The following is a 24,949-nucleotide window of genomic DNA, read 5'->3' on the forward strand; positions in this document are numbered from 1 at the left end:
AGGGGTTCAGCTGCGCGGGTGGTACGCGCCGAGCCGGTGAAGAGTGGCGAGTACGTCGTCGAGCCAGGCGACCGTCATGCGCTCGTAGGCGATGCCGCCGCGCAGCACGACGTGCTGCAGCTCCTGCCCCGCGTCGAGCGGCGCGGGGGCGCCGGGGCCGGTGAAGTCACGCAGCTCCCCGGCGAGGTAGTGCGCGAGCCGGTCGCTGTGCACCCGGTGGTGCCGCTCGACCTCGTGCAGCAGCGCGGCCGGGTCGTCGAAGGCCGCACCACGGATCTTCACGGCGAGGTCGTGGCGGAGGCTCTCGGGTTCGATCGGCTCGTGCAGCCAGCCGGAGAGGGCGGCGCGGCCCGGGCCGGCGACGGAGTACTCCTTCTTGTCCGGCCGGCGCTCCTGCGGGACATCGCGGACGTCGAGCAGGCCGTCGCTCTCCATGCGCTTGAGGACGCGGTAGATCTGCTGGTGCGTGGCGGTCCAGAAGTATCCGATGGACCGCTCGAACCGCCGGGCGAGCTCATAGCCCGAGCCCGGCTGTTCCAGCAGCGAGACGAGGATCGCGTGTTCGAGCGCCATGCCCCGATCGTTCTATGCAACTGGTTGCATAGCAAGCGGCGGCGGGCGGGTGAGACGCTCCTCACCCGCCCGCCGCCGCCTGGACGACCTGCCGGGCGGGGCGTACGGGACGAGCGGGGCCTGGCCGACGCACATCACGAAGTACGGGGTCAGCGGCGGCACCGCGCTCCTCTCCGAGCAGGGGGGGGCAGGCATGACACGGCGGGGAGGGCTCAGAGGGCGTCGGCCGCACGTGAGGCGTGTACCGCCGTCAGTCTCCGGCTTCCCGTCCGCCCCGCCCCGGCTGCCCGGAAGGCTCGGTGACCGAGTCTCCGGTCACCCGTGTCCCGGGATGACGGAGCGCGCACAGGTACCCGATACCGAGCGCGATGGCCATCCCGTAGAACACCCACTGGTTCGCCTCGGCGAAGTCCGTTCTGACCGCGTCCATCGAGTCCCTCATGAGGGTGGCGACCCGGCCGCCGCCGGACGGCTCCTGCGCGTCCGGATTTCCGGTGACGGCCTCCGCGACCGATCTGGCGGCGTCGTTCGCCGCGCCTGCCGGCACTCCTCCGGACGTGAGGGTCTCCACGACCCTGTCGGTGGTGACGTGGGTGAGGACCGTCCCGAAGACGGCGATCCCGATGCTCGCCGCGTAGTTGCGCACGGTCTGGGTGATGCCGGTGACCTCGCCGTACGAGGCGCCGATCGACCGGTTGACCGCGTCGGTGGAGGCCGGGGCGAGGAGGAAGCCGATGCCCGCTCCCGCGAGCGCGGCGTACGGCCACTGGTCGTGCATCGACAGGTCCGTCAGCTTGTTCGCCCACAGGGCGAACCCGACCGCGCCGAGCGCCGTCCCGAGCTTCATCGCCGGACGGGCTCCGCGCCGGTCCAGGATGCGGCCGCCCCACTGGGACGCGATCCCGAACCCGATGAAGAAGTAGAGCAGGTACAGGGCGGCCTGGTTCGGCGAGGCGCTCAGCGAGACCTGTGCGTAGACGGACGCGAAGAAGAAGACCGGGACGAAGGCCAGCATCGCGAAGAAGAGGACGAGCATGTCGACGGTGAACGCCCGGTCGCGGTAGACACGCAGCTTGATGAGCGGTTCCGCCACCCCGAGTTCGTAGCGGCAGAACACCGCCAGGACGACGAGCCCGCCCACGACGCACGCCCAGGTGGCGACGCTGCTCCAGCCCCACGCGGACGCCTGCTGGAACCCGAGCACGCTCAGCCCCATGCCCACGGCGACCAGGACGGCACCGGGCACGTCCAGCTTCTCGCGCCGGCGGGTCTCGGGGATGTGGGCCATGACGGCCAGGACCAGGGCGATGACGGCGATCGGCACGTTCACCCAGAAGATCGCCCGCCAGGTCCAGGCCGTCAGCCAGCCGCCGAGCAACGGCCCGACCGCGGTGAGCGCTCCGGAGAGACCGAAGAACAGCGCGAGCGCACGGCCGCGCCTCTCCACGGGGAAGACGGCGATGACCACGGCGAGCGCGGCGGGGAACATGAGCGCCGCGCCGAGTCCCTGGGTGGCGCGGAAGATGATCAGCCAGGCCTGTGCGAAACCGCCCTCCGGGACGCAGCCGCACAGCACGGAGGAGACGACGAACAGGAGCGTGCCGATCAGCATCACCCGACGGTGGCCGAAGATGTCGGACAGCCGCCCGCCGAGCGCGAAGAAGGCGGCGAGGGCGAGCAGGTAGGCATTGACGACCCACTGCATACCGGAGGACGAGAGACCGAGTTCGTCGATGATGCTCGGCGCGGCGACGGCGACGATCGTCTGGTCGATGAACGTCATCGACACGGCGAAGAGCATCGCCGCGAGGGCCAGCGTCTGGTTGGCGGCTCCCCCTGCGGCAGGGGGGCCGGCCGTGCCCGGGGCGGGACTGTCGGTGCGCATGGTCCGAGTGTCAACCGGATGGGAAGGGCTCGCACATCCAGGTCGCGGCCGTCGTACGGCGGATGGCGGTGTCTCAGCTCCTCCGCGTCTCCGCTCTTTCGTGACCGGAGGGCCGTCAGCCCGGGGGGCCGGCCCTGGCCCGCGGAGCGGGTTCGTCCTCGGTGCGGGAGCGGTGCAGGGCCAGCATGGCCTGGTCGTCCTGCGGCCGGCCGCCGACGTGGCGCCGGACGTCCTGGATCAGCGTGTCCAGGATCTGCCCCGGAGCGAGGCGTCCCCCGGAGCGCGCCCGTCTGCCGAGGACGAGCGGCAGGCGTGCGACGGGGTCGTAGAAGCGTCCGGCCGCGTCGCGCGACTCGGTGACGCCGTCGGTGAAGCAGAGAAGGGTGGAGCCGGCGGGGAAGGGGAAGCTGTCGACCGGGGAGGACCACGTGCCCAGATCGCTCATCCCCAGCGGGGGCGCCTCCTCGGACGCCTGGAGAAGGGTGGTGCGGCCCTGTGCGTCCAGGAGTACCGGAGGCGGATGGCCCCGGTTGACCAGGCGTACGGTCTCCAGGTCCGCGGAGAACTCGGCGATGAGCGCTGTCGTGAAGCCCTCCGACTGCTGCTGGCCGCCACGCCGCCCGCCCTCGCGCAGGAGGGCGCGCTCCAGCCGGGTCACGAGCTGCGGGAGGTCCTCGGCCTCGTCCGCCGCGTACCGGAAGGCGCCGAGGTCGGCGCTGACGGCGCTGACCGCCCCGAGCCCCTTCCCCCGTACGTCCCCGACCATGACCCGGATCCCGTACGGGGTGCTCTGCACCACGTACAGATCGCCGCCGATCAGTGCCTCGCTCTCGGCGGGCACGTACCGGGCGTCGATGTGCAGGTCCCCCAGCCGCGACGGGGGCCTGGGCAGCACGGCCCGCTGGGCGACGGCCGCGACGTGCTGGGCGCGCCGGGCGCGGGCGTACTGCCTGCGCAGTGTGCGGTGGATCAGGACGGCGAGGGCGGTGACGGCCGCCAGGGTGATCTGGTTGGCGATGCCCGCGCGCCAGCCGAAGGTTCCGTCGAGCCGTGCGAGGAACGCGTGGACGACCATCGCCGTGAGCCCGATGCCGATGATCGCGCGGATGCCGCAGAGCGGCGCGGCGGCGACGGGCGCCGCCATGAGCAGCGGCGCGGACGTCACGTCGTGCGGGGTGACCAGGTCGACCACCACGGCCAGCACGATGAGGCCTACGGGGATCCACTGGGTTCTCAGCAGCTGCGGCACTCCCCCACGCTGCCCGCAAGCACGGCCCACCGCATCCCCGGCGCGACGGTCCGGCGTACATGGCGGGGCTTCTGACGGGCATGAGCCTCTTGTGGTCGCGGGGCGGGCCGGTGTCCTTCCGACGTGATGATCTTCGGCCCGGCGCGCACCCGTTCGCGGGACAGCCGCGTGCATTGCCCACGTAAGTGCTCGTACGGAGCAGCCGGTGCCTCATCACAGGGGACGTCATCGCCGCCGCAGTGGCGGCCGCCCTCTCCCTCACCGCCTGCGACGGTGAGGACGGCAGCGGCACGGGCGCGGCGGCGTCCGCGCGGGCGGAGGTCCGGCTCCGTCTCCCGCGTCACGGTGACCCCGGTCGGCTCGGGCACGTAGGCATGACGGCACCTCAGGACCGGGGGACGGCCGGCTGCTAGGCTCGCCGTGGACATCGCTCTCTCGGTGAGGAGACCGGACATGGTGGGAGACGACGACATCTCCGGGTGACACCCGGATGTGATCGCCCGTGGGCAGGTGCGCGACAGCACCGCTGCCGCGAGGCCCTGTGTCGTTCCCGTTCCCCCTGTCCGCCCGGGGCGGAAGTCCGTCCGCCCGCACGCACACGAGGTCATCTCCCATGTCCGACGCCTCCGCAGCCCTGCTCGCACGCGACATCGTCCGTTCCTTCGGCGAAGGTCGCGTGGTCGACGGCTTCTCCCTCACGGCGCCCCCCGGCCACCGCATCGGACTGATCGGGGAGAACGGCGTCGGCAAGTCGACATTGCTCCGTCTGCTCGCCGGGGCCGACGAACCCGACGCGGGAAGCATCACCCGCCCGGCCGATCTGGGCTTCCTGCACCAGGAGATGCCGTTCGCCGCCGCCGCCACGATCGCCGACGTGCTGGACGAGGCGCTGAGCGAGGTCCGCGACGATCTCGCCGAGGTCGAGCGCCTCTCCGCGGAGCTCGCCCGCGCCGACGAGGACTCCCCCGGATACGCCGCCCTGCTCGACGCCTACGGCCGGCGGCTGGAGCGCGCCCAGGAGCGGGAGGCGTGGGACGCCGACCGGCGCGCCACGATGGTGCTGGAAGGCCTCGGCCTCTGCGGGATCCGGCGGGACCGGACGCTGGGCTCCTTGTCCGGTGGGCAGCGTGGGCGCCTGGCCCTGGCTTCCCTGCTGGTCCGGAGGCCTTCCGCGCTGCTGCTGGACGAGCCGACCAACCATCTCGACGACCGTGCCGCGGAGTTCCTGGAGGAGCAGGTGTGCGGCCTGCCGGGCGCCGTCGTCGTGGCGAGCCATGACCGGGCCTTCCTCGACGCCGTGTGCACGGATCTGGTCGACCTCGACCCCGCCATGGACGGGCCGGTGCGGTACGGCGGCAACTACACCGCCTACCAATCCGAGAAGCGGGCCGAACGGGAGCGCTGGGAACGGCGTTTCGCGGAGGAACAGGAGGAACTGGAGGCACTGCACCGGTCGATCGGCACCACCACGCACCGCGTCGCCCCGGACCGTGGGCCGCGGGACAACGAGAAGATGGGTTACGGCGTCCGGGCCAACCGGGTGCAGAGCCAGATCTCGCGGCGGGCGCGCAACGCCGCCCGCCGGCTGGAGGCACTCGAACGGCACAGGACCGCCGAGCCCCCGCAGCCGCTGCGGTTCCGGCGCACCGCCCTCGCCGGGCCTTCGGCGGACGGGCTCCTCGTCTCCCTGCGGGACGTGCGGGTGCGGGGCCGCCTCGCCGTCGACCGCCTCGACGTGGCCGCGACCGAGCGGCTGCTCGTGACGGGTGACAACGGGGCGGGTAAGTCCACGCTCCTCTCCGTGCTCGCCGGACGTCTCGCGGCGGACGGCGACGTGCGGCGCAAGAGCGGCCTCTCGGTGGGGATGCTGGCCCAGGACACCGTGTTCGCACGGCCGGACCGCACCGTCCGGGACACCTACGCGCACGCCCTCGGGAGCGAGCGTGCGGAGGCCGTGCCACTGGGTTCGCTGGGGCTGATGAGCGAGGCGGACCTGGGCAAGCAGGTCGGGCGCCTCTCCGTCGGCCAGCGCCGCAGGCTCGCGCTGGCCCTCCTGGTGGCGCATCCGCCGGAGTTGCTGCTGCTCGACGAGCCCACGAACCATCTGTCCCCCCGGCTCTGCGACGAACTCGAGGCCGCCATGGGCGCGGGCCCCGGAGCGATCGTGCTGGCCGGTCACGACCGCTGGCTACGGAGGCGCTGGCAGGGGCGCGAGCTGCGCCTCCGGCCCTGGTAGGCGGGGACTTCGAGCAGACGCATCCTGGACAGGATGCCCATATGGTGAGACGCGTTTGCGGAGGCCCGCGCATGCGGCGTCTCATCGCGCCTGTGCAAACCGAACAGATATCCCCTGATCAACCGGCCTCCGACGACAAGGCGGCGAGGCGCGCCGTCACGGTGTTCCCCGTCCTCGTGCTTGTGGCGGGCGTAGCCGGTCTCGTCACACCCGGCACGTTCGACGGCTGGACGGAATCGGTTCCGTACCTGCTGGGGATCGTCATGTTCTGCATGGGCCTGACGATGACTCCGCTCGACTTCAGGGGTGTGGTGAAGCGCCCGTGGGCCGTGGCCATCGGGCTGGTCGCGCACTACGTGATCATGCCGGGGCTGGGCTGGGCCATCGCCCACCTGCTCGGGCTGCCGCCGCAACTGGCGGCCGGACTGATCCTGGTCGGCTGCGCGCCGAGCGGAACGGCGTCGAACGTGGTGACCTTCCTGGCCCGCGGCGACGTGGCCCTGTCGGTCTCCGTCGCCACCGTCTCCACCCTGGTCGCCCCTCTGGTGACACCCCCGCTCACGCTGCTGCTCGCGGGCGCGTACCTGCCGGTGGACGCCGGCTCGATGATCACGGACATCCTCAAGACGGTGCTGCTGCCGGTCCTCGGCGGCCTGGTGGTGCGGCTCGTCGCGGGCAAGCTCGTCGACCGGGTGCTGGGCCTCATGCCCTGGCTGTCGTCGCTGGCCATCGCCGCGATCGTCTGCGCCGTCGTGGCGGGCAGCGCCGGCACGATCAAGTCGGCCGCCGTGACCGTGCTGATCGCCGTCGTGCTGCACAACGGCCTCGGACTCGCGCTCGGTTACGGCGCGGGCAAGATCTCAGGGCTCGGCCGGCCCGCGAGCCGCGCCATGGCCTTCGAGGTCGGCATGCAGAACTCCGGGCTCGCCGCCTCGCTGGCGACCGCTCACTTCAGCCCGCTGGCCGCCCTGCCGGCCGCGGTGTTCTCCGTGTGGCACAACATCTCGGGCGCGCTGGTCGCCGCCTGGATGGCCCACCGGTCGCGGCGTGACGAGGCGGCACCGGCGGTCGCCGCCCCGGCGCCGAGGACCGCGGCCGCCGAGGAGTCCTGACCTCACGCCGCAGTTCACCGCCGAAGGCGTTCGTCCGGAGTGCCGGACGAACGCCTTCGGGCGTTCCACAGGGTTCACACCGGCCTGGACGCCATGCTCCGTATCAGGCTCTTGGGCCGCAGGTCCGTCCAGTTCTGCTCCACGTAGTCGAGGCAGGCCTGACGGGTGTCCTCCTGATGGGCCACGGTCCAGCCGCCGGGCACCTCGGCGAAGGCAGGCCACAGCGAGTGCTGTCCCTCGTCGTTGACGAGCACCAGGTAGGTGCCGTTCTCGTCCTCGAAGGGGTTGGTCACCGGAACTCCTTGAACTTAGGTAAGGCTACCTTCACTTAGTTGCTGTCACCTTACCCGGACCGCTCCCGGTTGACGCCCCACAGGTCACAAACGGTGGCTACGTGGAGGGTGCGGCCGCGAGGGCGCCCAGGAGACGCAGGCCGTCGTGGGAGGAGGTGCCGTGCGCGGCGGTCAGGGCGATGAGGTGCTGGTCCGGGTCCGACGCGTCGGTCAGTGCGGACCAGTCGAGGGCGAGTTCACCCACGACCGGGTGGCGCAGCGCCTTGGTTCCCGCCGTCCGCACGGCCACACGGTGGTCGCCCCACCACGTCCGGAAGTCAGGGTCCCGCACCGACAGTTCTCCCACCAGGGCCGTCAGGCGCGGATTCTCCGGATCCCGTGCCGCCTCCATCCGCAGCTGCGCCACGCAGGCACGCGCCATGTATTCCCAGTCGGTGTAGAGGGCCCGTACCGTCGGGTCGCGGAACACCAGGCGCACGAAATTGCGTCGCTCCCGGGGAAGGAGCGAGAAGTCGGTGAACAGCGCGGCGGCCTGCGGATTCCACGCCAGAACGTCGGTGCACCGCCCCAGGACGAGGGCCGGGGTGTCCGTGAAGTCGTCGAGCAGGCGCTGCAGCTGTGGCCGGACCCGTTGGGCGGGCCGTCGGCGCGGTCGTCCGGCGTCCTTCCCCGAGAGCTCGAAAAGGTAGGCGCGCTCGTCCTCGCTGAGCCGCAGTGCGCGTGCGAGGGCGTCCAGCACCGGCTCGGAGGCCCGGCGGCGGCCCTGTTCCAGGCGGGTGTAGTAGCCGGGGCTGATCGAAGCCAGCAGAGCGATCTCCTCCCGGCGCAGGCCCGGGACCCGCCGCCGGCCGTCGTCGGGGAGCCCGGCCGTCGCGGGGCTCAGCTCCCCGCGCCGCGCTTTGAGGAAGTCACCCAGTTGGCTGCTCATGCGGTCAAGTCTCGCACCGGGACACCGGCCTGTGAGGGGGCCGGCTCCGGCCCCTTATACCGGCGTGGGGGGCCTGCCAGGCTCGGTGTCATGAAGACGGACGTCACCTTCCTCAGCAGCAGCCTGACGCTCTCCGGCATTCTCTTCCTGCCGGACACGCCCACCGCAGCTCGGCTCCCGGCCGTCGTCGTCGGCCATCCGAGCGGCGGCGTGAAGGAGCAGACGGCGAGCATCTACGCCGAGCGCCTGGCCCACGAGGGCTTCGCCGCCCTGGTGTTCGACGCCGCCTACCAGGGCGAGAGCGAGGGCGAACCGCGCGGCCTGGAGGACCCTTTCCAGCGCGCCGAGGACATCAAGTCCGCCGTGAGCTCCCTGACCACCCGCGAGGAGATCGATTCCGACCGGATCGGCGCCCTGGGGATCTGCGCCTCCGGCGGCTACGTCCCCTACGCGGCCCAGACAGACCTGCGCATCAAGGCCGTCGCCACCGTGAGTGCGGGCGATCTGGGGTCGGTGATGCGCGACGGTCTCGGCCGCGCCCAGCATCCTCCGGTCATGCGCTCGATGCTCGAACTCGCCGCGGCCGCCCGCACCGCGGAGGCCCGCGGCGAGGCCGTCCACCGCCAGGAGTGGATCACCGAGGCCGTGGACGCGGAGACGTACGAGTACTACCGCACCCCACGCGGGCACCACCCCCGCGCGGTCCTGCCCTGGCCCGTCCACAGCCTCGACCGGATCATCCAGTACGACTCGTATGCACGGATCCGCCTCATCTCGCCGCGCCCCCTGTTGATGATCATCGGGTCGGACGCGAACACGGCGTACATCAGCCAGGAGGCCATCGAGAGGGCGGCGGAGCCCAAGGAACTCTTCGTCATCGACGGAGGCACCCACGTCTCCCTCTATGACCGGGACGAGCATGTCACCCCGGCGGTGGCCAGGCTCAGCTCCTTCTACGCCACCCATCTCACCGTCGCACACGGGCCGGCAGGTCCATCGACGCGAGCTTGACCGGGGCGGTCACGGCCGTGATGCCGGTGATACGGCCGTCGACGACGGTGAACGCGAGGACGGAGAGCGGGGTGCCGTCCTCGTGCCAGGACATGACCCCTGGGGCGCCGTTGACGAGCACCGCTTGTCCCTGTGCGGCCGCACCGGCGGACAGTTGCGCGCCGGCTGCGACGCGGGTGGCGCCGAGGGCGACGACCACGCCGGACGGGGTGTCGACGGTCAGCTTCACCTCGGGGTCGAGTACCCGCAGCAGCTCCTGGAAGTCGCCGTTGCGAGCCGCGGCCAGGAAGGCCTGGACCACCTCTCGCTGCTCCCGGCCGGCGCCGGTGGGTCGTTCCGTCGTCCGCACCTTCCTGCGGGCGCGGCTGGCGAGCATCTTGGTGGCAGCGGTGGACCTGCCGAGAATGCGGCCGATCTCGTCGAACGGCACCGCGAACAGGTCGTGCAGCACGAACGCCAGCCGTTCGCCCGGTCCGAGCGATTCGAGGACGACGAGGAGCGCGAGCCCCACCGAGTCGGCGAGCACCGCGTCGTCCTCGGGGGCGGGGTTGTCGTCGAGCGTCACCACGAGATCGGGCAGCCCGTCCTCGTAGGACGCCTCCGGGCGGGCCTGGCGCGAGCGCAGGACGTCGAGGCTGATCCGGCCCACCACCGTGGTCAGCCATCCCGCGAGGTTGTGAATGGCCGCCGTGTCCTGCCGGGAGAGGCGCAGCCACGCCTCTTGGACCACGTCCTCGGCGTCGGCGTGCGACCCGAGCATGCGGTGGGCGACCGCGCGCAGCCGGTCTCGCTGGGCCTCGAACGTCTCGGCTATCGGGTCCGTCGGGCTGGTGTCGGCCATGGTGTTACCTTCCTCGGCTCTGCTCCGTCATGCGTATGACGAGCCCGGAAGGGCGCAGGTAACCGATGAAGGAGCAGAACCGATGGAAGCACGTGTGACGAGCCCGGCCGGTCCCGATGTGATCACAGCGATTCAGCACCTGTACAAGGCGATTCATGCGGGGGGCGTGGACAGTCGGCTGCTGTCCCTGGTCCACCTGCGCACCAGCCAGATCAACGGGTGCGGCCCGTGCGTCTTCGCCTCGGTCGAGGCCGCGAGGAAGGCCGGTGAGGCCGAGGAGCGGCTGCACAACGTGGTCGCGTGGCGCGAGACGCCGTTCTACACCGATGAGGAACGGGCCGCCCTCGCCCTGACCGAAGCCGCCACCCGTATCCAGGACGGCGCACCGGGCGTCACCGATGAGGTCTGGGACGCCGCCGCCGACCACTTCACCGAGGAGCAACTGGGCGCGATCATCCTGGAGATCGCGACGACCAACTTCTTCAACCGGATCAACCGCACGATCCGGGAGCAGGCCGGCAAGACCTGGTGAGCGGGGCAGGCTTCATCCCCCTGGAGGCCGCGCCTTCGTGACGCCGGGGGACGACGCCCGTCACGGACTCGAACTCCGGGTGCCGGGGCGGGCGTCGAAGCGTGCGGCACGCGGGGCCGAGGAGGTCACCGCACCGAGGGACGCCGGTGTGCGGCCCAGTGTTCGGCGGCGGTGATGCCGAGCAGCACCACGTCGTGGTAGCCGCCGGCGAAGAACTCGTGCTCGCGGAGCCGGCCCTCCTCGACGAAGCCCAGCCTGCGGTAGAGCGCGAGTGAGCTGTCGTTGAAGGCGTAGACCTCCACCTCGCACTTGTTGTAGCGCTGCTCGGCGAACATGTAGGTGAGGACGAGTTCTGTCGCCTCGGCCGCATACCCTCTGCGGCGGTGGTCGCGGCTGATCTCGATGCCGGTCCTGAACCGTCCCGCACGGCTGTCGGTCTCCCCGACCGTCACGGACCCCACGAAAGCCCGGTCCGCCAGCCCCTCCACCACCAGGCGGAAGGCTTCGCCTCCCGGTGGGCGCCCGGCCCGCTCTTCGGTCCAGGACCGGAAACTCTCGGCGGAGCGCGGAGGTTCGACCTGGTCCGCGTTACGGACGTCGAGGGTGTTCCGGGCCAGGTCGCGGAAGCCCTCCCAGTCGTCGGGCTCGACACCTCGCAGGCGTACCTTCTCCCCGGTCCACATGTCACTCATCGCACCCACCCGTCCTGTGTCGGTTGCAGGGCGCTCACGGCCGTGCCCGTCGGACGGGACACACTAGCGGCGGCGCTCGGTCGCCGGCCCGGCGGGCGCCGGGTCCGGCTATCCCAGGAGCGCGGCGACGGCGACCAGTACGGGGATCGAGGCCACGGTGGACAGCAGGATGGATTCCCGGGCGATCTGTTCGCCGACCCGGTACTGCGAGGCGTAGGTGTAGAGGTTCTGCGCCGCGGGCAGCGCCGAGGTCACGACGACGTCGAGGAGAGCGGCGCCCTGGAGATGGAAGACGCCCGCGCCGATGCTCCAGGCGATGAGCGGCTGGACGGTCGTCTTGAGCGTGGCGGACAGGACGACGGCGGCCCGGTTGTCCCCCCGGGCGGGTATGCCGCTGCCGCGCAGGGAGATCCCGAAGGCCAGCAGGACCGCGGGGACGGACATGTTGCCGATGAGGGTGAGGGGTTCGAGGGCCGGTGACGGGACGGTCCATCCGGTGGCGGCCACGACGACGCCTGAGAGTGAGCCGACGGCCATCGGATTGCGGAGCGGTGTGGTCAGGCGCCGCAGGAGAGGGCGGGGCTCACCGGGCCGGTTCAGGTCGAGGACGGTCAGGGCCAGCGGGGTGACGACGATCTGCTGGAAGAGCAGGACGGGGGCGACGAGGGAGGCGTCGCCCAGCACGTAGACGGCGATCGGGATTCCGAGGTTCCCGGCGTTGACGTAGCTGGAGCACAGGGCTCCGATGGTGATCTGTCCCGTGCCCCATCGTCGTAGGAGTCCTACGGCGATGAAGAGGGCGGCCGCGGAGGCGGTTCCCGCCGCGGTGACGAGGAGCCGTTGGGAGAAGATGACCGACAGGTCCGCGCCCGCCAGGGTCGTGAAGAGCAGGGCGGGGGTCGCCACGTTGAAGGCGAGCCTGGTCAGGACCGTTCGGCCTTCGTCCCCCAGGTGTCCGCGGCGCCCGAGGACGTAGCCGATGCCGATGACGACAGCGATCACCGCGAAACCGGTGAGAACTCCCTGCATGGACTTCCTTGCTCATGGGTCGTACGCGTCCGGTCAGCGAGCGGGCGACGGCCACCCCGGCCGGGACCGCGCGGGGCTCCGGCCCCCCGCTCCCGCTCGGAAGCCGCCCGCCGATGCGTTGACCAGGGCTTAGCCTACGGTCACCGTGGCGCGGTCCTCGGCGACCGGTCGCCCGGAGCGGGTTCTGCGCGCACTCCCGGCCCCTGCGGCCGCGAAGCGGAACGGCGGTGTGCCGAAGGCACGCGTGAAAGCCGCGGTGAACGCTGCGGGGGAGGCACAGCCGAGGCGGCCGCCGACCTCGCCGACCGACGCGGTGCGCAGGAGGGCTCGTCGCCGTGACCGCGGCGATGGCGGGGTCGGCGTAGTGGAGCGGCCCCCCACGGCGCACCCGGTGCCGGGGGCGCGGCGGGCGGGACCGGCCGGTGCGGAGCCGCGGCCGGTGTCAGCGGGGCTCGGGGCCCTCGGTGCTCTCACGCAGCACGAGACGGTGAGCCACCACGCGGTCCTGAGGTGCCTGGACACCGGAGCCCCCGGGGTCGTCCGTCTGCGGGGTCAGCGCTGCCGCTTCCTCGATGCGGTGGTTGAGGAGCTGGACGGCGACCCTGGCCACCGCCGCCTTGTCCGGCGCCACGGTGCTCAGCGTCGGGACGCTGAACCGGCCCCCCTCCACGTCGTCGAAACCGATCACCGCCACGTCCTCGGGCACGCGGAGCCCGTGTTCGTGGAGCGCCCGCAACGCCCCCAGGGCGAGCTGGTCGTTGAGGCACAGCAGAGCGTCCGGCCGCAGGCCGGCGTCGAGTGCCCGGCTCACCGCCCGGGCGCCGGCGGGCATTCTGAAGTCGTCCACCGCCAGCAGCGCGTCCGGGTGGTGGGTGAGGCCCTCCTCGGCCAGGGCCGCGAGGTAGCCACGCGTGCGGGCCTCCGCGGTCCCGAGGCCCGGGGCCTCGTGTCCACCGACCGCGAGGATGTTCCGGCGCCCGAGGGCGATCAGGTGCTCGGTGGCCTGACGCGCGGCCTTCTCGTTGTCGATGGCGACATGGTCGGCCCCTTCCTCCAGCAGTTCCCCGAGCAGCACGGTCGGCGGAACGCCGGCCCGCTGACGGACGTCGTCCGCGGTGAGGGCGAGCGGGCTGAGGATGATCCCGTCGACGAAGTCGGAGCCGAAGCCGGCGAGTGCGGCCAGCTCGTGCTCGCGGTCCGCTCCGCTCTGATGGATCAGCACCGTGAGCGAGAGCTGCTCCGCCTCGCGGATCACGTGCCGGGCGAGCTCCGCGAAGTACGGGACGTCCAGCTCCGGAACGACGAGGGCGATGATGCCCGTGCGCCCCTTCCGCAGATGGCGGCCCGCCAGGTTCACCCGGTACCCGAGGTGCTCGATGGACTCGCGGACCACGCGCCGGGTCCGTTCGGAGACATGGACGTAGTCGTTGATCACGTTGGAGACCGTCTTCTCCGACACCCCCGCGTGCCGTGCGACGTCCTTGATCCTGGGCCGTGCCACGGCCGACCTCCCTGCCCTCGAACGCTGCCGATTCTATGTCCCGGCGTTCCGGGGGCCGTCGGAGGCGTCGGACACCGTACGAGGTGCGCCCCGCAGGTCTCGAACACCCGTACCGCTCGAACTCTTTACAGCCAATGTACATCGATGTAAAAACATGTGACCGCACCGTTTCAGCCAGTGCGGCCACCCACCTGCCGTGTGCGGTGGACCCGCCCGCACGGGCCGGTCCACCGCCGATCCGGCATGAGCGTCCGGCCGTCGAAAGGTCCGCGATGAGTTTTTCGTCCTCCGCCCACGAGGCGTCGGCCGTGCCCGGCTCCGGCCCCGCACCCGGAATCGGCCGTCGCCGGTTCCTGCGTCACGGAACAGCCGGGGCGGGCGCGCTGCTCGCCATGGGCCCCCTGGCGGGGTGCTCCTCCCCCGCCTCCGCCTCCGATGCCTCGGCGCTGAGCGTCTGGGACCTGTTCCAGGGCGGTGACGGCATGCTGATGAACGACATGATCAAGGCCGTCTCCCAGGGTCCCGAGGGCTTCCGGATCGACCGCACCATCCTCGACTGGGGGCCGTCGTACTACACGAAGCTCGCCATGTCCGCAGCGGGCGGACGCGCCTCCGACGTGGCCGTCCTGCACCTGTCCCGGCTGGCCGGTTACGCGCCCGGCGGGCTGCTGGACCCCTTCGACCTCGATCTGCTGGCCGAGTTCGGCGTCACCGAGAAGGACTTCACACCGGCGGTCTGGTCCCGCACGAAGCATCAGGGGCGTGTCTACGCCATCCCCCTGGACGTCCACCCGTTCATCGTCTTCTACGACCGGAAGGCCGCGGGCGAGGCGGGCCTCCTCGACCCCAAGGGCGAACTCGCCCCCATGGGTTCGCCGAAGGCGCTCCTGGAGGCGGGCAAGGCCCTGGCCGACGTCACGGGCAAATCCGGCATCCTCTTCGGCCATGTCACCGACACCGCCCAGAGCTGGCGGCAGTTCGCCGCGCTCTACGCGCAGACCGGTGCGGCCTTCACCCTGCCGGACGGCGGGCCGGCCGAGATCGACACCGACGCGGCGGTACAGGTCGTGTCGTTCATGCAGCAGCTCTTCGACGGCAAAACGAATCCCAACAACCTGGACTACAACAGCGCGCTGGCCGGCTTCCTGGGCGGTCGCGGAGGCATGGCCATGCTCGGGGAGTGGGAGCTGCCGACGCTCCAGAAGTCCGGGATCCCGCTCGGAGCCGCGCCCTTCCCGCAGGTGTTCGGCCGGCCCGCCGTCTACACCGACTCCCACAGCTTCGTCCTGCCGCACCAGAGCAGCCCGGACCCGGCCCGCCGCAGGGAGGCGCACCGCTACGTCGCCCAGATACTCAAGCAGAGCCTGACCTGGGCGAGCGCGGGGCACATCCCGGCGTACCAGCCGGTGCTCGCCGAGCCGGAGTACGCGGCGCTGAAGCCCCAGTCCTCGTACGCCGACGCGGGGGAGGTGGCGGTCCTCGATCCGCCGAACTGGTTCGCCGGGGCGGCATCGAACTTCCAGAACCGCATGTGCCAGCCCCTCCAGTCGGCGTTGCTCGGCAACACCTCCGCCGAGAAGGCGGTGCGGCAGATGGTCCGTGAGGCGAACACGCTGCTGCGGCAGCCCAATCCGGTGGCCTGACCGAGCAGAAGGAGTTACCGACGTGACCACCACCACGCCCGTCGCGGCCCCCGCGCCCGCCGGCGAACGGCCCCTCTCCCCGCCTCCCCGCCGCTCCCGCCGGCGCGGCCCGGGCCTGCTCTTCGTCCTGCCCTTCGCGGTCCCCTTCGTCCTCTTCCTGGTGTGGCCCGTGGTCCAGGGCCTCTGGATGAGTTTCACCGACAGTTCCCTCACGCTGCGCGACACGTCGTTCGTGGGGTTCGACAACTACGCCGAGGCCTTCGGCGACCCGGACGTCTGGAGCAGTCTCGGCAACACGGTCCTCTTCACCGCCCTCTCCAGCATCCCCCTGGTGCTGGTCGCCCTGGTCATGGCAGTCCTGGTGCACAGCGGCCTGGCCGGCCAGTGGGTGTGGCGGCTGTCCTTCTTCGTGCCGTACCTGCTGCCGGTGACCGTGGTGACCCTCATCTGGACCTGGCTCTACCAGCCGGACATCGGCCTCGGCAACGAACTGCTCAGGACGCTCGGCTTCGAACCGGTCGGCTGGCTGTCCGACGAAGCCGTCGCGATGTGGTCGGTGGCCGCGCTCACGGTGTGGTGGACCGTCGGCTTCAACTTCCTGCTCTACCTCGCCGCTCTGCAGTCCCTGCCGACGACGTACGACGAGGCCGCCGCACTCGACGGCGCCGGCGCGTGGCGCCGCCTGTGGTCCGTCACCCTCCCCCAGCTGCGCAGGACCACCGTCCTGGTCTCGATGCTCCAGATCCTCGCCTCGCTGAAGGTGTTCGACCAGATCTACATCCTCACCAAGGGCGGCCCCAACGGCTCGACCCGCCCCATCCTCGAGTACGTCTACGACGTCGGGTTCACCGGTTACCGGCTGGGCTACGCCTCCGCGGTCTCCTACGTCTTCTTCGCCCTCGTGATCGTCGTCTCGCTCGCGCAGCTCCGTCTCTTCCGCCAGGAGGACTGACCGATGTCCACCACCGCAACCACCGTGCGGACCCGGCGCCGCCCGCCCGGGGGCCCGTCCGGATCCCCCCTGCTCCTCGGCCACGGCCGGCTGCCGCGCGTCCTCGCAGGGACCGCGCTCACCGTGCTGGCGGCCGTCTGGCTGCTGCCGTTCCTCTGGGCGGTGGCCACGTCTCTCCAGAGTGAGCAGGACGTGTCCAAGCCGGGGCTCTCCCCGTTCAAGGGCGCCTTCACCCTGTCCGCCTACGAGCAGATCCTGGAACGCGGCAACGTGGTCCTCTGGGCGGCGAACAGTTTCCTGGTGGCCGGACTGGTCACCCTGATCACCGTCGTGATCTCCACCCTGGCCGCCTACGGCTTCTCGCGCGGGACGTTCCGCGGCCGCCGTGGACTGATGGCCGTGACCGTCGCGGCGGTCATGGTCCCGCCGCAACTGCTCGTCGTGCCCCTGTTCGAGCAGATGCTGATGTTCAACCTGGTGGACACCTACGCGGCGATGATCCTGCCCCAGGTCGTGGCGCCCATGATGGTGTTCATCCTGAAGCGGTTCTTCGACGGCATACCCCGGGAGCTGGAGGACGCGGCCCGGCTCGACGGCGCGTCCGAGGTGCGCGTCTTCCGGTCGGTCGTGCTGCCGCTCTCCCGGCCGATCGTGGCGGCCGTCTCGATCTTCGTGTTCATCGGTGCGTGGAACAACTTCCTGTGGCCGTTCATCGTCATCAACGATCCCGACCTGATGACGCTCCCGGTGGGGCTGGCCACCGTCAAGGACGCCTTCGGGATCCAGTACGCCCAGGCCATGGCATCGGCCCTGCTGGCGGCGCTGCCGCTGGTCGTGGTGTTCCTGCTCTTCCAGCGCCGCATCGTCAGCTCGGTCGCCACCACCGGGCTCGGCGGCTCCTGATCCGCCCCGCACTCCCCTCTCTCCGTACCACCCCGGGGCCGGCGGTCCGCCGCCGGTCCGACGACTCACTGGAGCATGTGTGCCCACTCACTCCGTACCCCGCCCGGAGTACCCGCGACCGCAGTTCGTCCGTCGCGACTGGCTCAACCTGAACGGCCTCTGGCAGTTCGAGACCGACAGAGGCGACAGCGGTCTCGAGCGTGGTCTCCTCACCCGGGAGCTGGGCGGGGAGATCCTCGTACCCTTCCCGCCGGAGTCCGAGCTGTCAGGGATCGGCGACACCGACTTCCTGGAGGCCGTCTGGTACCGACGGGTTCTCCGGCTGCCGGCCGCGTGGGCGGGACGCCGGGTCCTGCTGCACTTCGGGGCCGTCGACCACGACACGACCGTCTGGGCGAACGGCACCGAGGTCGCGCGTCATCGCGGCGGCTTCACCCCGTTCTCCGCCGATCTCGGCGACATCGCCGGCTCCGGGGAGGAGGTGGTCGTCACCGTCCGGGCCCGCGACCCCCGCTCGGGCCCGCAGGCGCGGGGCAAGCAAGCGATCAAGTACGCCAACCACGACTGCAACTACACGCGTGTGACCGGCATCTGGCAGACCGTCTGGCTGGAGCCCGTCCATGAGGTGCATCTGAGGCGTCCGCGCATCACCCCGGACCTCGCCGGCTCCGCCTTCCACCTGGAACTCCCGCTGTCCGGAAACCTGCCGGGCCACCGTGTGCGGGCCGTCCTGAGCGACGGGGACGGAGAGGTGTGCCGGGCCGAGGCACGCGCCGACCTGGACCTCGCGCCCCGTCTCCACCTCCCGGTCCCGGAGGAGCGGCGGCGCGAGTGGGGTCCGGACGACCCGCACCTGTACGGCCTCCGGCTCGAACTCACCGACGAGGGGGGCGAGGTGCTCGACTCGGTGGAGAGTTACGCCGGGCTGCGCGCCGTGGGCGTACGGGGCAAGGCGGTCACTCTCAACGGGCGCCCACTCTTCCAGCGGCTCGTCCTCGACCAGGGCTGGTATCCGGACGGGCTGATGACCGCGCCGACCGACGAGGCGCTGGTCCGCGACATCGAGCTCGCGATGGAAGCGGGCTTCAACGGCGCCCGGCTCCACCAGAAGGTCTTCGAGGAGCGCTTCCTGTACCACGCGGACCGCCTCGGCTATCTGGTCTGGGGCGAGTTCGGCGACTGGGGCTGCGAGACGGGCGGTTCGTCGGGGAACAACCAGCAGCCCGACGCGTCCTACGTCAGCCAGTGGCTCGAAGCCGTGGAACGCGACTACTCGCACCCGTCGATCGTCGGCTGGTGCCCGCTCAACGAGACGTACCAGAAGCTGCACGACCGCATCACCGGGCTCGACGACGTCACCCGGGCCATGTTCCTCGCCACCAAGGCGCTGGACACCACCCGTCCCGTGATCGACGCGTCCGGCTACGCCCACCGGGTCGCGGAGACCGACGTCTACGACGCCCACAACTACGAGCAGGATCCGGAGACCTTCCGGCAGCTGATGGCCGGTCTGGCCAAGGGCGAGCCGTTCGTCAACGCCTACGAGAACGGGGCCGCCTACTCCCAGCCCTACCGGGGGCAGCCGTACTTCGTCAGTGAGTTCGGCGGCATCTGGTGGAACCCGGAGGCCGCGGCCGAGCTGTCCGGCGAGGACCGCACCGTCTCCTGGGGTTACGGCGAGCGGGTGCGCAACGAGGAGGAGTTCCACGAGCGCTTCAGCGGCCTCACCGGCGTGCTGCTGCGGGACCCCGCGATGTTCGGCTACTGCTACACACAGCTGACCGACGTCTTCCAGGAGGAGAACGGCGTCTACCGCTTCGACCGCTCAGCCAAACTCGACGTGGAGCGCATCCGGGCAGCCCAGACACGTCCTGCCGCCATCGAGGAGCAGGACGGCCACTAGCGCACGGAGACCGGTGCTCCCGCGGCGGTGCGCGCCGCGAGAGCACCGGTCACAGCTCCGGCGAGGGCCCAGGGTCAGCGGGTCACCGTCCACTTCTGTGCAGCGACACCTGTGCAGGTCGCGATCTGCAGCCGGGTGCCGTTGGCGGTGTTCGCGCCGCTCACGTCGAGGCACTTGTCCGCCTGCGGGTTCACGATGTCCCTGGCCGCCGGCGTCGCCCACTGCTGTGCCGCCGAACCGTTGCAGTCGTACAGCTGCACCGGGGTTCCGTCCGCCGTGCCCCCGGACGTCACGTCCAGGCACTTGCCCAACGCCCGGATCGTGCCGTCGCCTCCGACGGTCCACTGCTGCGCGGCCGTGCCGTTGCAGTCGTACAACTGCACCGCCGTACCGTTCGCAGCCGATCCGGCCGCCACATCCACGCACTTCCCCGCCAGACCCGTGATGGGTCCTCCGCCGCCGCCCGGCTGGCCGCTGTCGGAGCTGACCCGGACGTAGTCGACGAGGAGCTGCTGCGGGAAGGAGGTGCTCGCGTCGGGGTCGCCGGGCCAGTAGCCGCCGACCGCCAGGTTGAGGATCACGAAGAACGGCTTGTCGAAGACCCACTGCCGTCCGCCGAGGTCGGCGGGGGTACGCCGCTGGTAGACGGTGCCGTCGACGGTCCAGGTGATGGAGTTCGGGCTCCAGTCGACGGCGAAGGTGTGGAACGCGTCGGCGAACGCCTGTCCGCCGGGCAAGGTGTAGCCGGCACCTATGCCGCCGCTGCCGGAGTAGCCGGGACCGTGCAGCGTGCCGTGGACGGTGCCGGGCTCGAAGCCGACGTTCTCCATGATGTCGATCTCACCGCTGTTGGGCCAGCCCACCTGACCGATGTCGTTGCCGAGCATCCAGAAGGCGGGCCATATGCCCTGCCCGCGCGGGATCTTCATCCGGGCCTCCACCCGGCCGTACGTGGTGGTGAACTTGCCGGCCGTGTTCAGCCGGGCGGAGGTGTACTCGCACCGCCCGTACCAGCACTGGTAGTTGCCGGGGTTCTCCTTGCGCGCGGTGATGACCAGGTTGCCCTGGCCGTCGAGGGCGGCGTTGTTGCTGCCCGCCGTGTAGTACTGCCGCTCGTGGTTGCTGACGTTGTCGCCGGTCTCGATCTGCCACTTGGAGCCGTTGACGGCGGACCCGGCCGGACCGTCGAAGTCGTCCGAGAACGTGAGGGCGGCGGGTGCGGGGGCTGCGGCCGGGGTCACCGGCGCCGGTGCGCTCTGCGCAGGGACGGTGACCAGCGAGGCGAGGCCGAGCGCCATGACGAGGGACAGAACCAGACGCCGAGGCGAACGCGGGGAACTCATGCCTTCTCCCTTCGGGGAGCGTGATGGACTGACGTGCGCATGTCAGATCCGAGCGAGACGGGCAGGCACCACATCGAACACTCCCCGTACGCCCCCCGAACCGAGCGGAAAGGGCGGGCGACGGGGTGGAAGCACTTAGTTCACCTCTTGATATAAGGAGTGAACACGGAGCGTGTCAAGGGTTTGGTATAGACCGGAGATACGTACGCCGGAGCGGCTCCGGTGATCAGCACGGCAACGCCCCCGCGGCGCCCGCCGCACACCGCCCTCCCGAACTATGGTGAACACCGAGCACGGACGTATGAGGAGGGACACGATCGACACCGCCGAGATGGGCCGGCCCCCGCTGGACCCCGCCAGCGTCCTGAACGCCAAGAACACCCTCTTCGAGCTCCTCGGCCGCGCGGGAGTGTTCCGGGGCGAGGCGGAAGAACTGATCGCGCTCGTGGAGGCCGGCGCCGTCGTGGACGCGTACGACGAGACCGGCAAGGCGCGGAGCGCCCCGGCCGGCTCCGAGGGGCCGTACGGCGCCGGCTGGCACGACGGCGCCCGGGCGGTCGGGGACGAACTCCTCCGCGTCGCCGAGCGGGCACTCGAGCGTGCCATCGGCCCGGCATCCGGCCCGTCAGGGGGCGCGGCAGGGGGCCATCACCTCGTCGGACGGGTGGACGTGGAGCGCGCGAAGGTCGCGGTGACACCGCTCTACCTCGCGTTCAGCGGTACCTCGGACCTCGACCCCGAGGTGTCGGACGAAGTCCTCGGCGCCGTGCTCGGCACGATGAGCGTCGTGGGCCGGGTCGGGTACGCCGGGCAGCTGGAGCGGTTCACCGAGCCCCACCGGCAGCGGCTGGACCGGCTGTACGCGCGGTTCGGGCCGGGCAGCCACATCGCCGTCCACGGCCGTTACTCCCTCCTCCACTCCCCCACGAGCATCGCCGTGCTCGAACGCCTCGTCGGCGCGCCGGAGGCGCTCCGGGCGGAGTGGGAGCGGGCGGAGCTCCCGCCGGCGTGGCTGGAGGGACTCGCGACCGCTTGGCGCGCGTCGGAAGCCCCGGCCGGCTGACACGGGGCACCCGCGTGGTCCGCAGGTGCCCCGCTTCCTGACCCGAACGAAGGGCGCTAGCTCAGCGGTTCGATGCGGATGTCACGGAACCGCACCTTGTTGCCGTGGTCCTGGAGACGGATCGCTCCGGCCGAGGGTCCTTCCGGCGCACCCGCACCGGTCGGTCCGTCGATCGTGACGTCGTCATGGACCTTCTTGCCGTTCCACACCACCGTGACGCGCGCGTCGGCGGTCTTGCGCCCGCTGTCGTCGAAGCGTGCCGCACGGAAGGTGATGTCGTATGTCTGCCAGGTCTCCGGAGCGGTGGCGGCGTTGACGTCCGGCGCCCTCTTCTCGTAGATCGCACCGGCCTCGTTCGTGGCGAGGGTGGTGTCACCGAACGAATCGAGGATCTGCAGCTCGTACCGGTCCTGGAGGTAGATCCCGCTGTTGCCCCGGTCCTGGCCCGTCACGTCGTCCGGCAGCAGCGGCACCCGGAACTCCAGCCGCAGCCTGAAGTCCTGGTAGGCGTCCTTGGTGCGGATGTCACCGCAGCACACCTCCATGGACTGCTCGGCGGCCTGCGGCCATTCGACCGTCCGGCCGTCCGTGTGCTGCCACTGCGCCTGGGAGGCGGTGGTCCCGTCGAAGAGGGCGACAGGAGCTCCGTGCGGGCGCACGGTGATCAGGTCGAGGTTGACATGACCGGTGTCACCCGGGTCGAAGCGGTACGAGACGGTGTTCGGCCCCGCGTGCAGGCGGACCCGCTCGGTCTGCGTCGACCAGGCGTCCCAGGTGCCGGTGGAGGCGAGTTCCGTCTGTCTCACCTTCTTCCCGTTGACGTAGAGGGAGAGGGACTTGGTGCCCTGGAAGGGGTTGGGGCCGTTGGAGTAGCGCAGGTTCACGTCGTAGTCGCCGACCTCGGGGGCTGTCACGTCGAAGGTCGTTGCGGCCTGGCCCTCGGTGGCGTAGCGGTCGACGAAGCCGCTGCCCGAGTAGCCGGTGTGGTCGGTGTGGATGCCTGCCGTGCCGGTGAGCCGTGCCTCCTCGGCCTCGTACAGCGTGGCCGGCGGCGGCTGCTTCCCCGGCAGGGCGTTGAGCGTGTACCAGGCCTCCGTGCTCCACAGGGTCTCGCCGGACTCGGCGGCGAAGGGGCGCGGTGAGCGGAGGTGTACGACGCGGTCGGGCTTGAGCCCGTCGAGACGCAGCCGCACGGTGCGGCCGTCCTCGGAGAGGGCCGCCGAGCTCACGGCGAGCTGCTCCTCGGCGATCTTCGGGCCGCCGTAGTCGGACGTGGGCGTGTAGCGCCACTGCTCCGCCTGGTAGCGCGACGTCAGCTCCGCGGCCGTGGCCTCCGACAGGGGCTGGGTGTATTCCAAGTCGAAACCGCCGGGAACGGCACGCATCTCCTTGATGTCGAAGGTGTTGCCCCCGTTCGGTGTGAGTTTCTGCAGGCCGAACTTCAGCTTCCCTTCCTGGCCCCAGTTGCCGTCCGCGCCGAGACCGCCCGTGTATATGGCGCCGTCGGGACCCATGGTGATGCGGTTGACGCCGGCTTCGAGGCCCTGCGTGTAGCGGAACACGGCGCCCTGGTACTGGCCCTTCACCTTCTCCAGGTAACCGCGCTGGAGCCCTCCGTAGGTGACGTCGCCGAACAGCATCTGGCCGGCGAAGCGGCCCTCCGTCAGATACAGCGGCGTACTGGGAGAGTTGGCGATCTCGTTCTGCGGCAGCCAGAGCACCGGCTGGGTCACGGGCTGGTTGTCGAACGTGCCCGTCGGCTGGGTGTAGTGGTTGAAGAAGCGGTCCTGCTTGATCTGCACGAGCTTCGACGCGGGCAGCCAGCCGCCCTGGTTGTCGGTGGTGAAGATGGAATTGCCGGGGCCCCATCCGATGCCGTTCGGGGTCCGCAGCCCGCCCGCGATCGCATGGATCTTGCCCGTCTTCTTGCTGACCTTGTACGTCGTGCCGCGGCCCTGCGCCGGCTGCGGGGTGGTGGTCGCGCCGCCGTAGTTGATGGCGACGGACAGGTTCACGTAGAAGTAGCCGTCACGGTAGAGCAGCCCGAACGCGAACTCGTGGAAGTTCCCGCCGTACGGCCAGGTGGCGACCGTGCGGTACTCGTCGGTGACGAAGTCCTTGTCGGTGTCGACGAGTTGCGTCAGTTCGTGCTTCTGCGAGACGTACAGCGAGCCGTCGACGTACTTGATGCCCATCGGCTCGCGCAGCCCCTCGGCGACCTTCGTCACCGTCACCTTGTCGCGGCTGGTGTCACCGGTGACGTGGTCGAGGAGGTACACCTCGCCCGTGACGTTCTCGGAGCCACCCCAGGTGGAGAGCGCCAGGCGGCCGTCAGGCAGCCAGTCCATTCCGGTGACCTGCGGTTCGAAGCCGTCCGGGCGCAGATCGGTGAGGTCGAGGTCGGGGCGCACATCGGTGAGCGGAAGTCCGTCACCGGGGCTGTCCGCGCCGGATTCGCACTCCTTGCGGCCCGGCGCGGTGACCCGGACGACCCCCGCGTCGGTGCTCAGGGACTCGCTCGGAATGACGCCGAAGTCGGCCGCGCCCGGCGGCTTCCACGCGAGGGTCAGCTGCTGCTCGCCCCCGCGCTCGAAGTAGTCGACGCGGAACGGGTGGGAGCCCGCGGTGAGCTGGACGGATCCGTCCTTGGGCTCGGCGCCGTGCAGACCGTCGTGGTCGATGACCTCCCGGTCGTCGACGGTCAGCCGGGAGCCGTCGTCGCTGTTGAGGCGGAAGGAGTACGTCCCGTCGGCCGGGACGACCAGGTATCCGGACGCCTCCGCCACGAAGTTGTCGGCGTAGCCGCCGAAGTCGTCGGCCGTGGACCAGTCCACGGTGGGCATCAGCTTGTCGTGGTTGGGTGTCTGTCCCGGCTTCAGCGTGCACAGCTTGCTGAGTGGCACCTGGGTGTCGAACACGCGCAGGGTGACGCCGGGTTCCTGGGGCGGAATGTCGTCGGGCGCGGCGGCGGCCGGGTGGCCGGCCCAGACGCCGCCCGCGAGGAAGGCGCCGACGAGCAGAGTGGTGAGCCGTCTTCGGGCACGTGACAACAGCCGTGGATGCATCGGTCCTCCAGCAGGGGGTGGCACTCCGGTCGGGCTGTACTGATCCGCGCATGAGCTGTGCGCCTACGGTGGCGCCGCCACGCTAGGGGACTTCTGCCGGGGAAGTCCATACTTTGTCATCTGCGAGTTCAAAGTTCGGCCCACGCCCCGGTGGCCCCGGAGGGCTGGCTACTGACCATGCGTCAAGATCCTTAC

The 24,949-nt window shown here is 70.9% G+C and carries 20 protein-coding genes and 1 pseudogene; 9 read left to right on the forward strand and 12 right to left on the reverse strand.

All coding sequences use genetic code 11. The annotated features are described in order from the left end of the window. Nucleotides 1-6: 6 nt before the first annotated feature. The 4 genes and pseudogenes from ACIP63_RS16535 to ACIP63_RS16550 all read right to left on the reverse strand — a co-directional run bounded on the left by ACIP63_RS16535 (nt 7) and on the right by ACIP63_RS16550 (nt 3,707). Nucleotides 7-573: a PadR family transcriptional regulator gene (locus tag ACIP63_RS16535; protein WP_401516159.1), complete on the reverse strand. Its 567-nt coding sequence runs from the start codon at nt 571-573 to the stop codon at nt 7-9. Between the two features lie 69 nt (nt 574-642). After that, nucleotides 643-759: pseudogene (locus tag ACIP63_RS16540) on the reverse strand (aldolase); the annotation flags it as partial. Nucleotides 760-823: 64 nt separating this feature from the next. Further along, nucleotides 824-2,458 (reverse strand): MFS transporter, encoded by a 1,635-nt coding sequence (locus ACIP63_RS16545; RefSeq protein WP_401516162.1) that lies wholly within the window; start codon nt 2,456-2,458, stop codon nt 824-826. A gap of 115 nt (nt 2,459-2,573) precedes the next feature. Beyond that, a complete protein-coding gene (locus ACIP63_RS16550) occupies nt 2,574-3,707 on the reverse strand; it encodes a PP2C family protein-serine/threonine phosphatase (RefSeq protein WP_401516165.1) in 1,134 nt (377 codons plus the stop codon). A gap of 613 nt (nt 3,708-4,320) precedes the next feature. Between ACIP63_RS16550 and ACIP63_RS16555 the strand changes: the two genes are divergently transcribed. Continuing rightward, the gene (locus ACIP63_RS16555; RefSeq protein WP_401516167.1) at nt 4,321-5,943 is read left to right on the forward strand and encodes an ABC-F family ATP-binding cassette domain-containing protein; all 1,623 of its coding nucleotides are present in this window, start codon (nt 4,321-4,323) and stop codon (nt 5,941-5,943) included. A gap of 71 nt (nt 5,944-6,014) precedes the next feature. Continuing rightward, the gene (locus ACIP63_RS16560; protein WP_401516169.1) at nt 6,015-7,055 is read left to right on the forward strand and encodes a bile acid:sodium symporter family protein; all 1,041 of its coding nucleotides are present in this window, start codon (nt 6,015-6,017) and stop codon (nt 7,053-7,055) included. A 74-nt stretch (nt 7,056-7,129) separates the two neighbouring features. On the opposite strand, the gene ACIP63_RS16565 is transcribed toward ACIP63_RS16560, so the two are convergent. Both ACIP63_RS16565 and ACIP63_RS16570 read right to left on the reverse strand, forming a co-directional pair. Continuing rightward, on the reverse strand, nt 7,130-7,348 hold the full coding sequence (locus ACIP63_RS16565) for an MbtH family protein (RefSeq protein WP_401516172.1): 219 nt from the start codon (nt 7,346-7,348) through the stop codon (nt 7,130-7,132). Nucleotides 7,349-7,445: 97 nt separating this feature from the next. Continuing rightward, nucleotides 7,446-8,276, reverse strand: a complete 831-nt coding sequence (locus ACIP63_RS16570) for a helix-turn-helix domain-containing protein (protein ID WP_401516175.1) — start codon at nt 8,274-8,276, stop codon at nt 7,446-7,448. A gap of 90 nt (nt 8,277-8,366) precedes the next feature. On the opposite strand from ACIP63_RS16570, the gene ACIP63_RS16575 reads away from it, so the two are divergent. Further along, on the forward strand, nt 8,367-9,287 hold the full coding sequence (locus ACIP63_RS16575; RefSeq protein WP_401516176.1) for an alpha/beta hydrolase: 921 nt from the start codon (nt 8,367-8,369) through the stop codon (nt 9,285-9,287). Here ACIP63_RS16575 and ACIP63_RS16580 read toward each other — a convergent pair. Beyond that, nucleotides 9,244-10,128: a sigma-70 family RNA polymerase sigma factor gene (locus tag ACIP63_RS16580; RefSeq protein ID WP_401516179.1), complete on the reverse strand. Its 885-nt coding sequence runs from the start codon at nt 10,126-10,128 to the stop codon at nt 9,244-9,246. The genes ACIP63_RS16575 and ACIP63_RS16580 overlap by 44 nt on opposite strands. An 82-nt stretch (nt 10,129-10,210) precedes the next feature. Between ACIP63_RS16580 and ACIP63_RS16585 the strand changes: the two genes are divergently transcribed. Next, nucleotides 10,211-10,660 carry a carboxymuconolactone decarboxylase family protein gene (locus ACIP63_RS16585; protein ID WP_401516181.1) on the forward strand — a complete coding sequence of 150 codons (450 nt, stop codon included), beginning with the start codon at nt 10,211-10,213 and terminating at the stop codon, nt 10,658-10,660. A gap of 125 nt (nt 10,661-10,785) precedes the next feature. On the opposite strand, the gene ACIP63_RS16590 is transcribed toward ACIP63_RS16585, so the two are convergent. The 3 genes from ACIP63_RS16590 to ACIP63_RS16600 form a co-directional block, all read right to left on the reverse strand. After that, nucleotides 10,786-11,352 (reverse strand): GNAT family N-acetyltransferase, encoded by a 567-nt coding sequence (locus ACIP63_RS16590; RefSeq protein ID WP_401516183.1) that lies wholly within the window; start codon nt 11,350-11,352, stop codon nt 10,786-10,788. Between the two features lie 108 nt (nt 11,353-11,460). Then, on the reverse strand, nt 11,461-12,381 hold the full coding sequence (locus tag ACIP63_RS16595; RefSeq protein WP_401516185.1) for an AEC family transporter: 921 nt from the start codon (nt 12,379-12,381) through the stop codon (nt 11,461-11,463). Between the two features lie 442 nt (nt 12,382-12,823). Next, the gene (locus ACIP63_RS16600) at nt 12,824-13,882 is read right to left on the reverse strand and encodes a LacI family DNA-binding transcriptional regulator (protein ID WP_401516186.1); all 1,059 of its coding nucleotides are present in this window, start codon (nt 13,880-13,882) and stop codon (nt 12,824-12,826) included. Between the two features lie 272 nt (nt 13,883-14,154). On the opposite strand from ACIP63_RS16600, the gene ACIP63_RS16605 reads away from it, so the two are divergent. From ACIP63_RS16605 to ACIP63_RS16620, 4 genes are all read left to right on the forward strand, one after another. Next, complete coding sequence (locus ACIP63_RS16605; protein ID WP_401516189.1) at nt 14,155-15,525, forward strand: extracellular solute-binding protein; 1,371 nt, start codon at nt 14,155-14,157, stop codon at nt 15,523-15,525. A gap of 22 nt (nt 15,526-15,547) precedes the next feature. Continuing rightward, on the forward strand, nt 15,548-16,477 hold the full coding sequence (locus tag ACIP63_RS16610; RefSeq protein WP_401516192.1) for a carbohydrate ABC transporter permease: 930 nt from the start codon (nt 15,548-15,550) through the stop codon (nt 16,475-16,477). A 3-nt stretch (nt 16,478-16,480) separates the two neighbouring features. Further along, a complete protein-coding gene (locus ACIP63_RS16615; protein ID WP_401516194.1) occupies nt 16,481-17,380 on the forward strand; it encodes a carbohydrate ABC transporter permease in 900 nt (299 codons plus the stop codon). 79 nt (nt 17,381-17,459) lie between these two features. Continuing rightward, a complete protein-coding gene (locus ACIP63_RS16620; RefSeq protein WP_401516196.1) occupies nt 17,460-19,283 on the forward strand; it encodes a glycoside hydrolase family 2 protein in 1,824 nt (607 codons plus the stop codon). A 74-nt stretch (nt 19,284-19,357) separates the two neighbouring features. Here the strand turns inward: ACIP63_RS16620 and ACIP63_RS16625 are convergent, their stop codons facing one another. Continuing rightward, nucleotides 19,358-20,626: a ricin-type beta-trefoil lectin domain protein gene (locus tag ACIP63_RS16625; RefSeq protein ID WP_401516199.1), complete on the reverse strand. Its 1,269-nt coding sequence runs from the start codon at nt 20,624-20,626 to the stop codon at nt 19,358-19,360. A gap of 301 nt (nt 20,627-20,927) precedes the next feature. Here ACIP63_RS16625 and ACIP63_RS16630 point away from each other — a divergent pair, with 301 nt between their 5' ends. Further along, nucleotides 20,928-21,689, forward strand: a complete 762-nt coding sequence (locus ACIP63_RS16630) for a hypothetical protein (protein ID WP_401516201.1) — start codon at nt 20,928-20,930, stop codon at nt 21,687-21,689. A gap of 56 nt (nt 21,690-21,745) precedes the next feature. Here the strand turns inward: ACIP63_RS16630 and ACIP63_RS16635 are convergent, their stop codons facing one another. Further along, a complete protein-coding gene (locus tag ACIP63_RS16635; RefSeq protein ID WP_401516204.1) occupies nt 21,746-24,754 on the reverse strand; it encodes a family 16 glycoside hydrolase in 3,009 nt (1,002 codons plus the stop codon). Between the last annotated feature and the right edge of the window lie 195 nt (nt 24,755-24,949).

Source organism: Streptomyces sp. NPDC088746 (assembly GCF_044751065.1).
Lineage (GTDB): Bacteria > Actinomycetota > Actinomycetes > Streptomycetales > Streptomycetaceae > Streptomyces.

What these genes read in the sequence shown, in the direction of transcription:
- ACIP63_RS16615 (WP_401516194.1), top strand. Translation starts at nt 16,481, where the DNA reads ATGTCCACCACCGCAACCACCGTGCGGACCCGGCGCCGCCCGCCCGGG.
- ACIP63_RS16585 (WP_401516181.1), top strand. Translation starts at nt 10,211, where the DNA reads ATGGAAGCACGTGTGACGAGCCCGGCCGGTCCCGATGTGATCACAGCG.
- ACIP63_RS16630 (WP_401516201.1), top strand. Translation starts at nt 20,928, where the DNA reads ATGAGGAGGGACACGATCGACACCGCCGAGATGGGCCGGCCCCCGCTG.
- ACIP63_RS16545 (WP_401516162.1), bottom strand. Translation starts at nt 2,458, where the DNA reads ATGCGCACCGACAGTCCCGCCCCGGGCACGGCCGGCCCCCCTGCCGCA.
- ACIP63_RS16605 (WP_401516189.1), top strand. Translation starts at nt 14,155, where the DNA reads ATGAGTTTTTCGTCCTCCGCCCACGAGGCGTCGGCCGTGCCCGGCTCC.
- ACIP63_RS16590 (WP_401516183.1), bottom strand. Translation starts at nt 11,352, where the DNA reads ATGAGTGACATGTGGACCGGGGAGAAGGTACGCCTGCGAGGTGTCGAG.
- ACIP63_RS16625 (WP_401516199.1), bottom strand. Translation starts at nt 20,626, where the DNA reads ATGAGTTCCCCGCGTTCGCCTCGGCGTCTGGTTCTGTCCCTCGTCATG.
- ACIP63_RS16535 (WP_401516159.1), bottom strand. Translation starts at nt 573, where the DNA reads ATGGCGCTCGAACACGCGATCCTCGTCTCGCTGCTGGAACAGCCGGGC.
- ACIP63_RS16560 (WP_401516169.1), top strand. Translation starts at nt 6,015, where the DNA reads ATGCGGCGTCTCATCGCGCCTGTGCAAACCGAACAGATATCCCCTGAT.
- ACIP63_RS16555 (WP_401516167.1), top strand. Translation starts at nt 4,321, where the DNA reads ATGTCCGACGCCTCCGCAGCCCTGCTCGCACGCGACATCGTCCGTTCC.
- ACIP63_RS16595 (WP_401516185.1), bottom strand. Translation starts at nt 12,381, where the DNA reads ATGCAGGGAGTTCTCACCGGTTTCGCGGTGATCGCTGTCGTCATCGGC.
- ACIP63_RS16635 (WP_401516204.1), bottom strand. Translation starts at nt 24,754, where the DNA reads ATGCATCCACGGCTGTTGTCACGTGCCCGAAGACGGCTCACCACTCTG.
- ACIP63_RS16580 (WP_401516179.1), bottom strand. Translation starts at nt 10,128, where the DNA reads ATGGCCGACACCAGCCCGACGGACCCGATAGCCGAGACGTTCGAGGCC.
- ACIP63_RS16575 (WP_401516176.1), top strand. Translation starts at nt 8,367, where the DNA reads ATGAAGACGGACGTCACCTTCCTCAGCAGCAGCCTGACGCTCTCCGGC.
- ACIP63_RS16570 (WP_401516175.1), bottom strand. Translation starts at nt 8,276, where the DNA reads ATGAGCAGCCAACTGGGTGACTTCCTCAAAGCGCGGCGCGGGGAGCTG.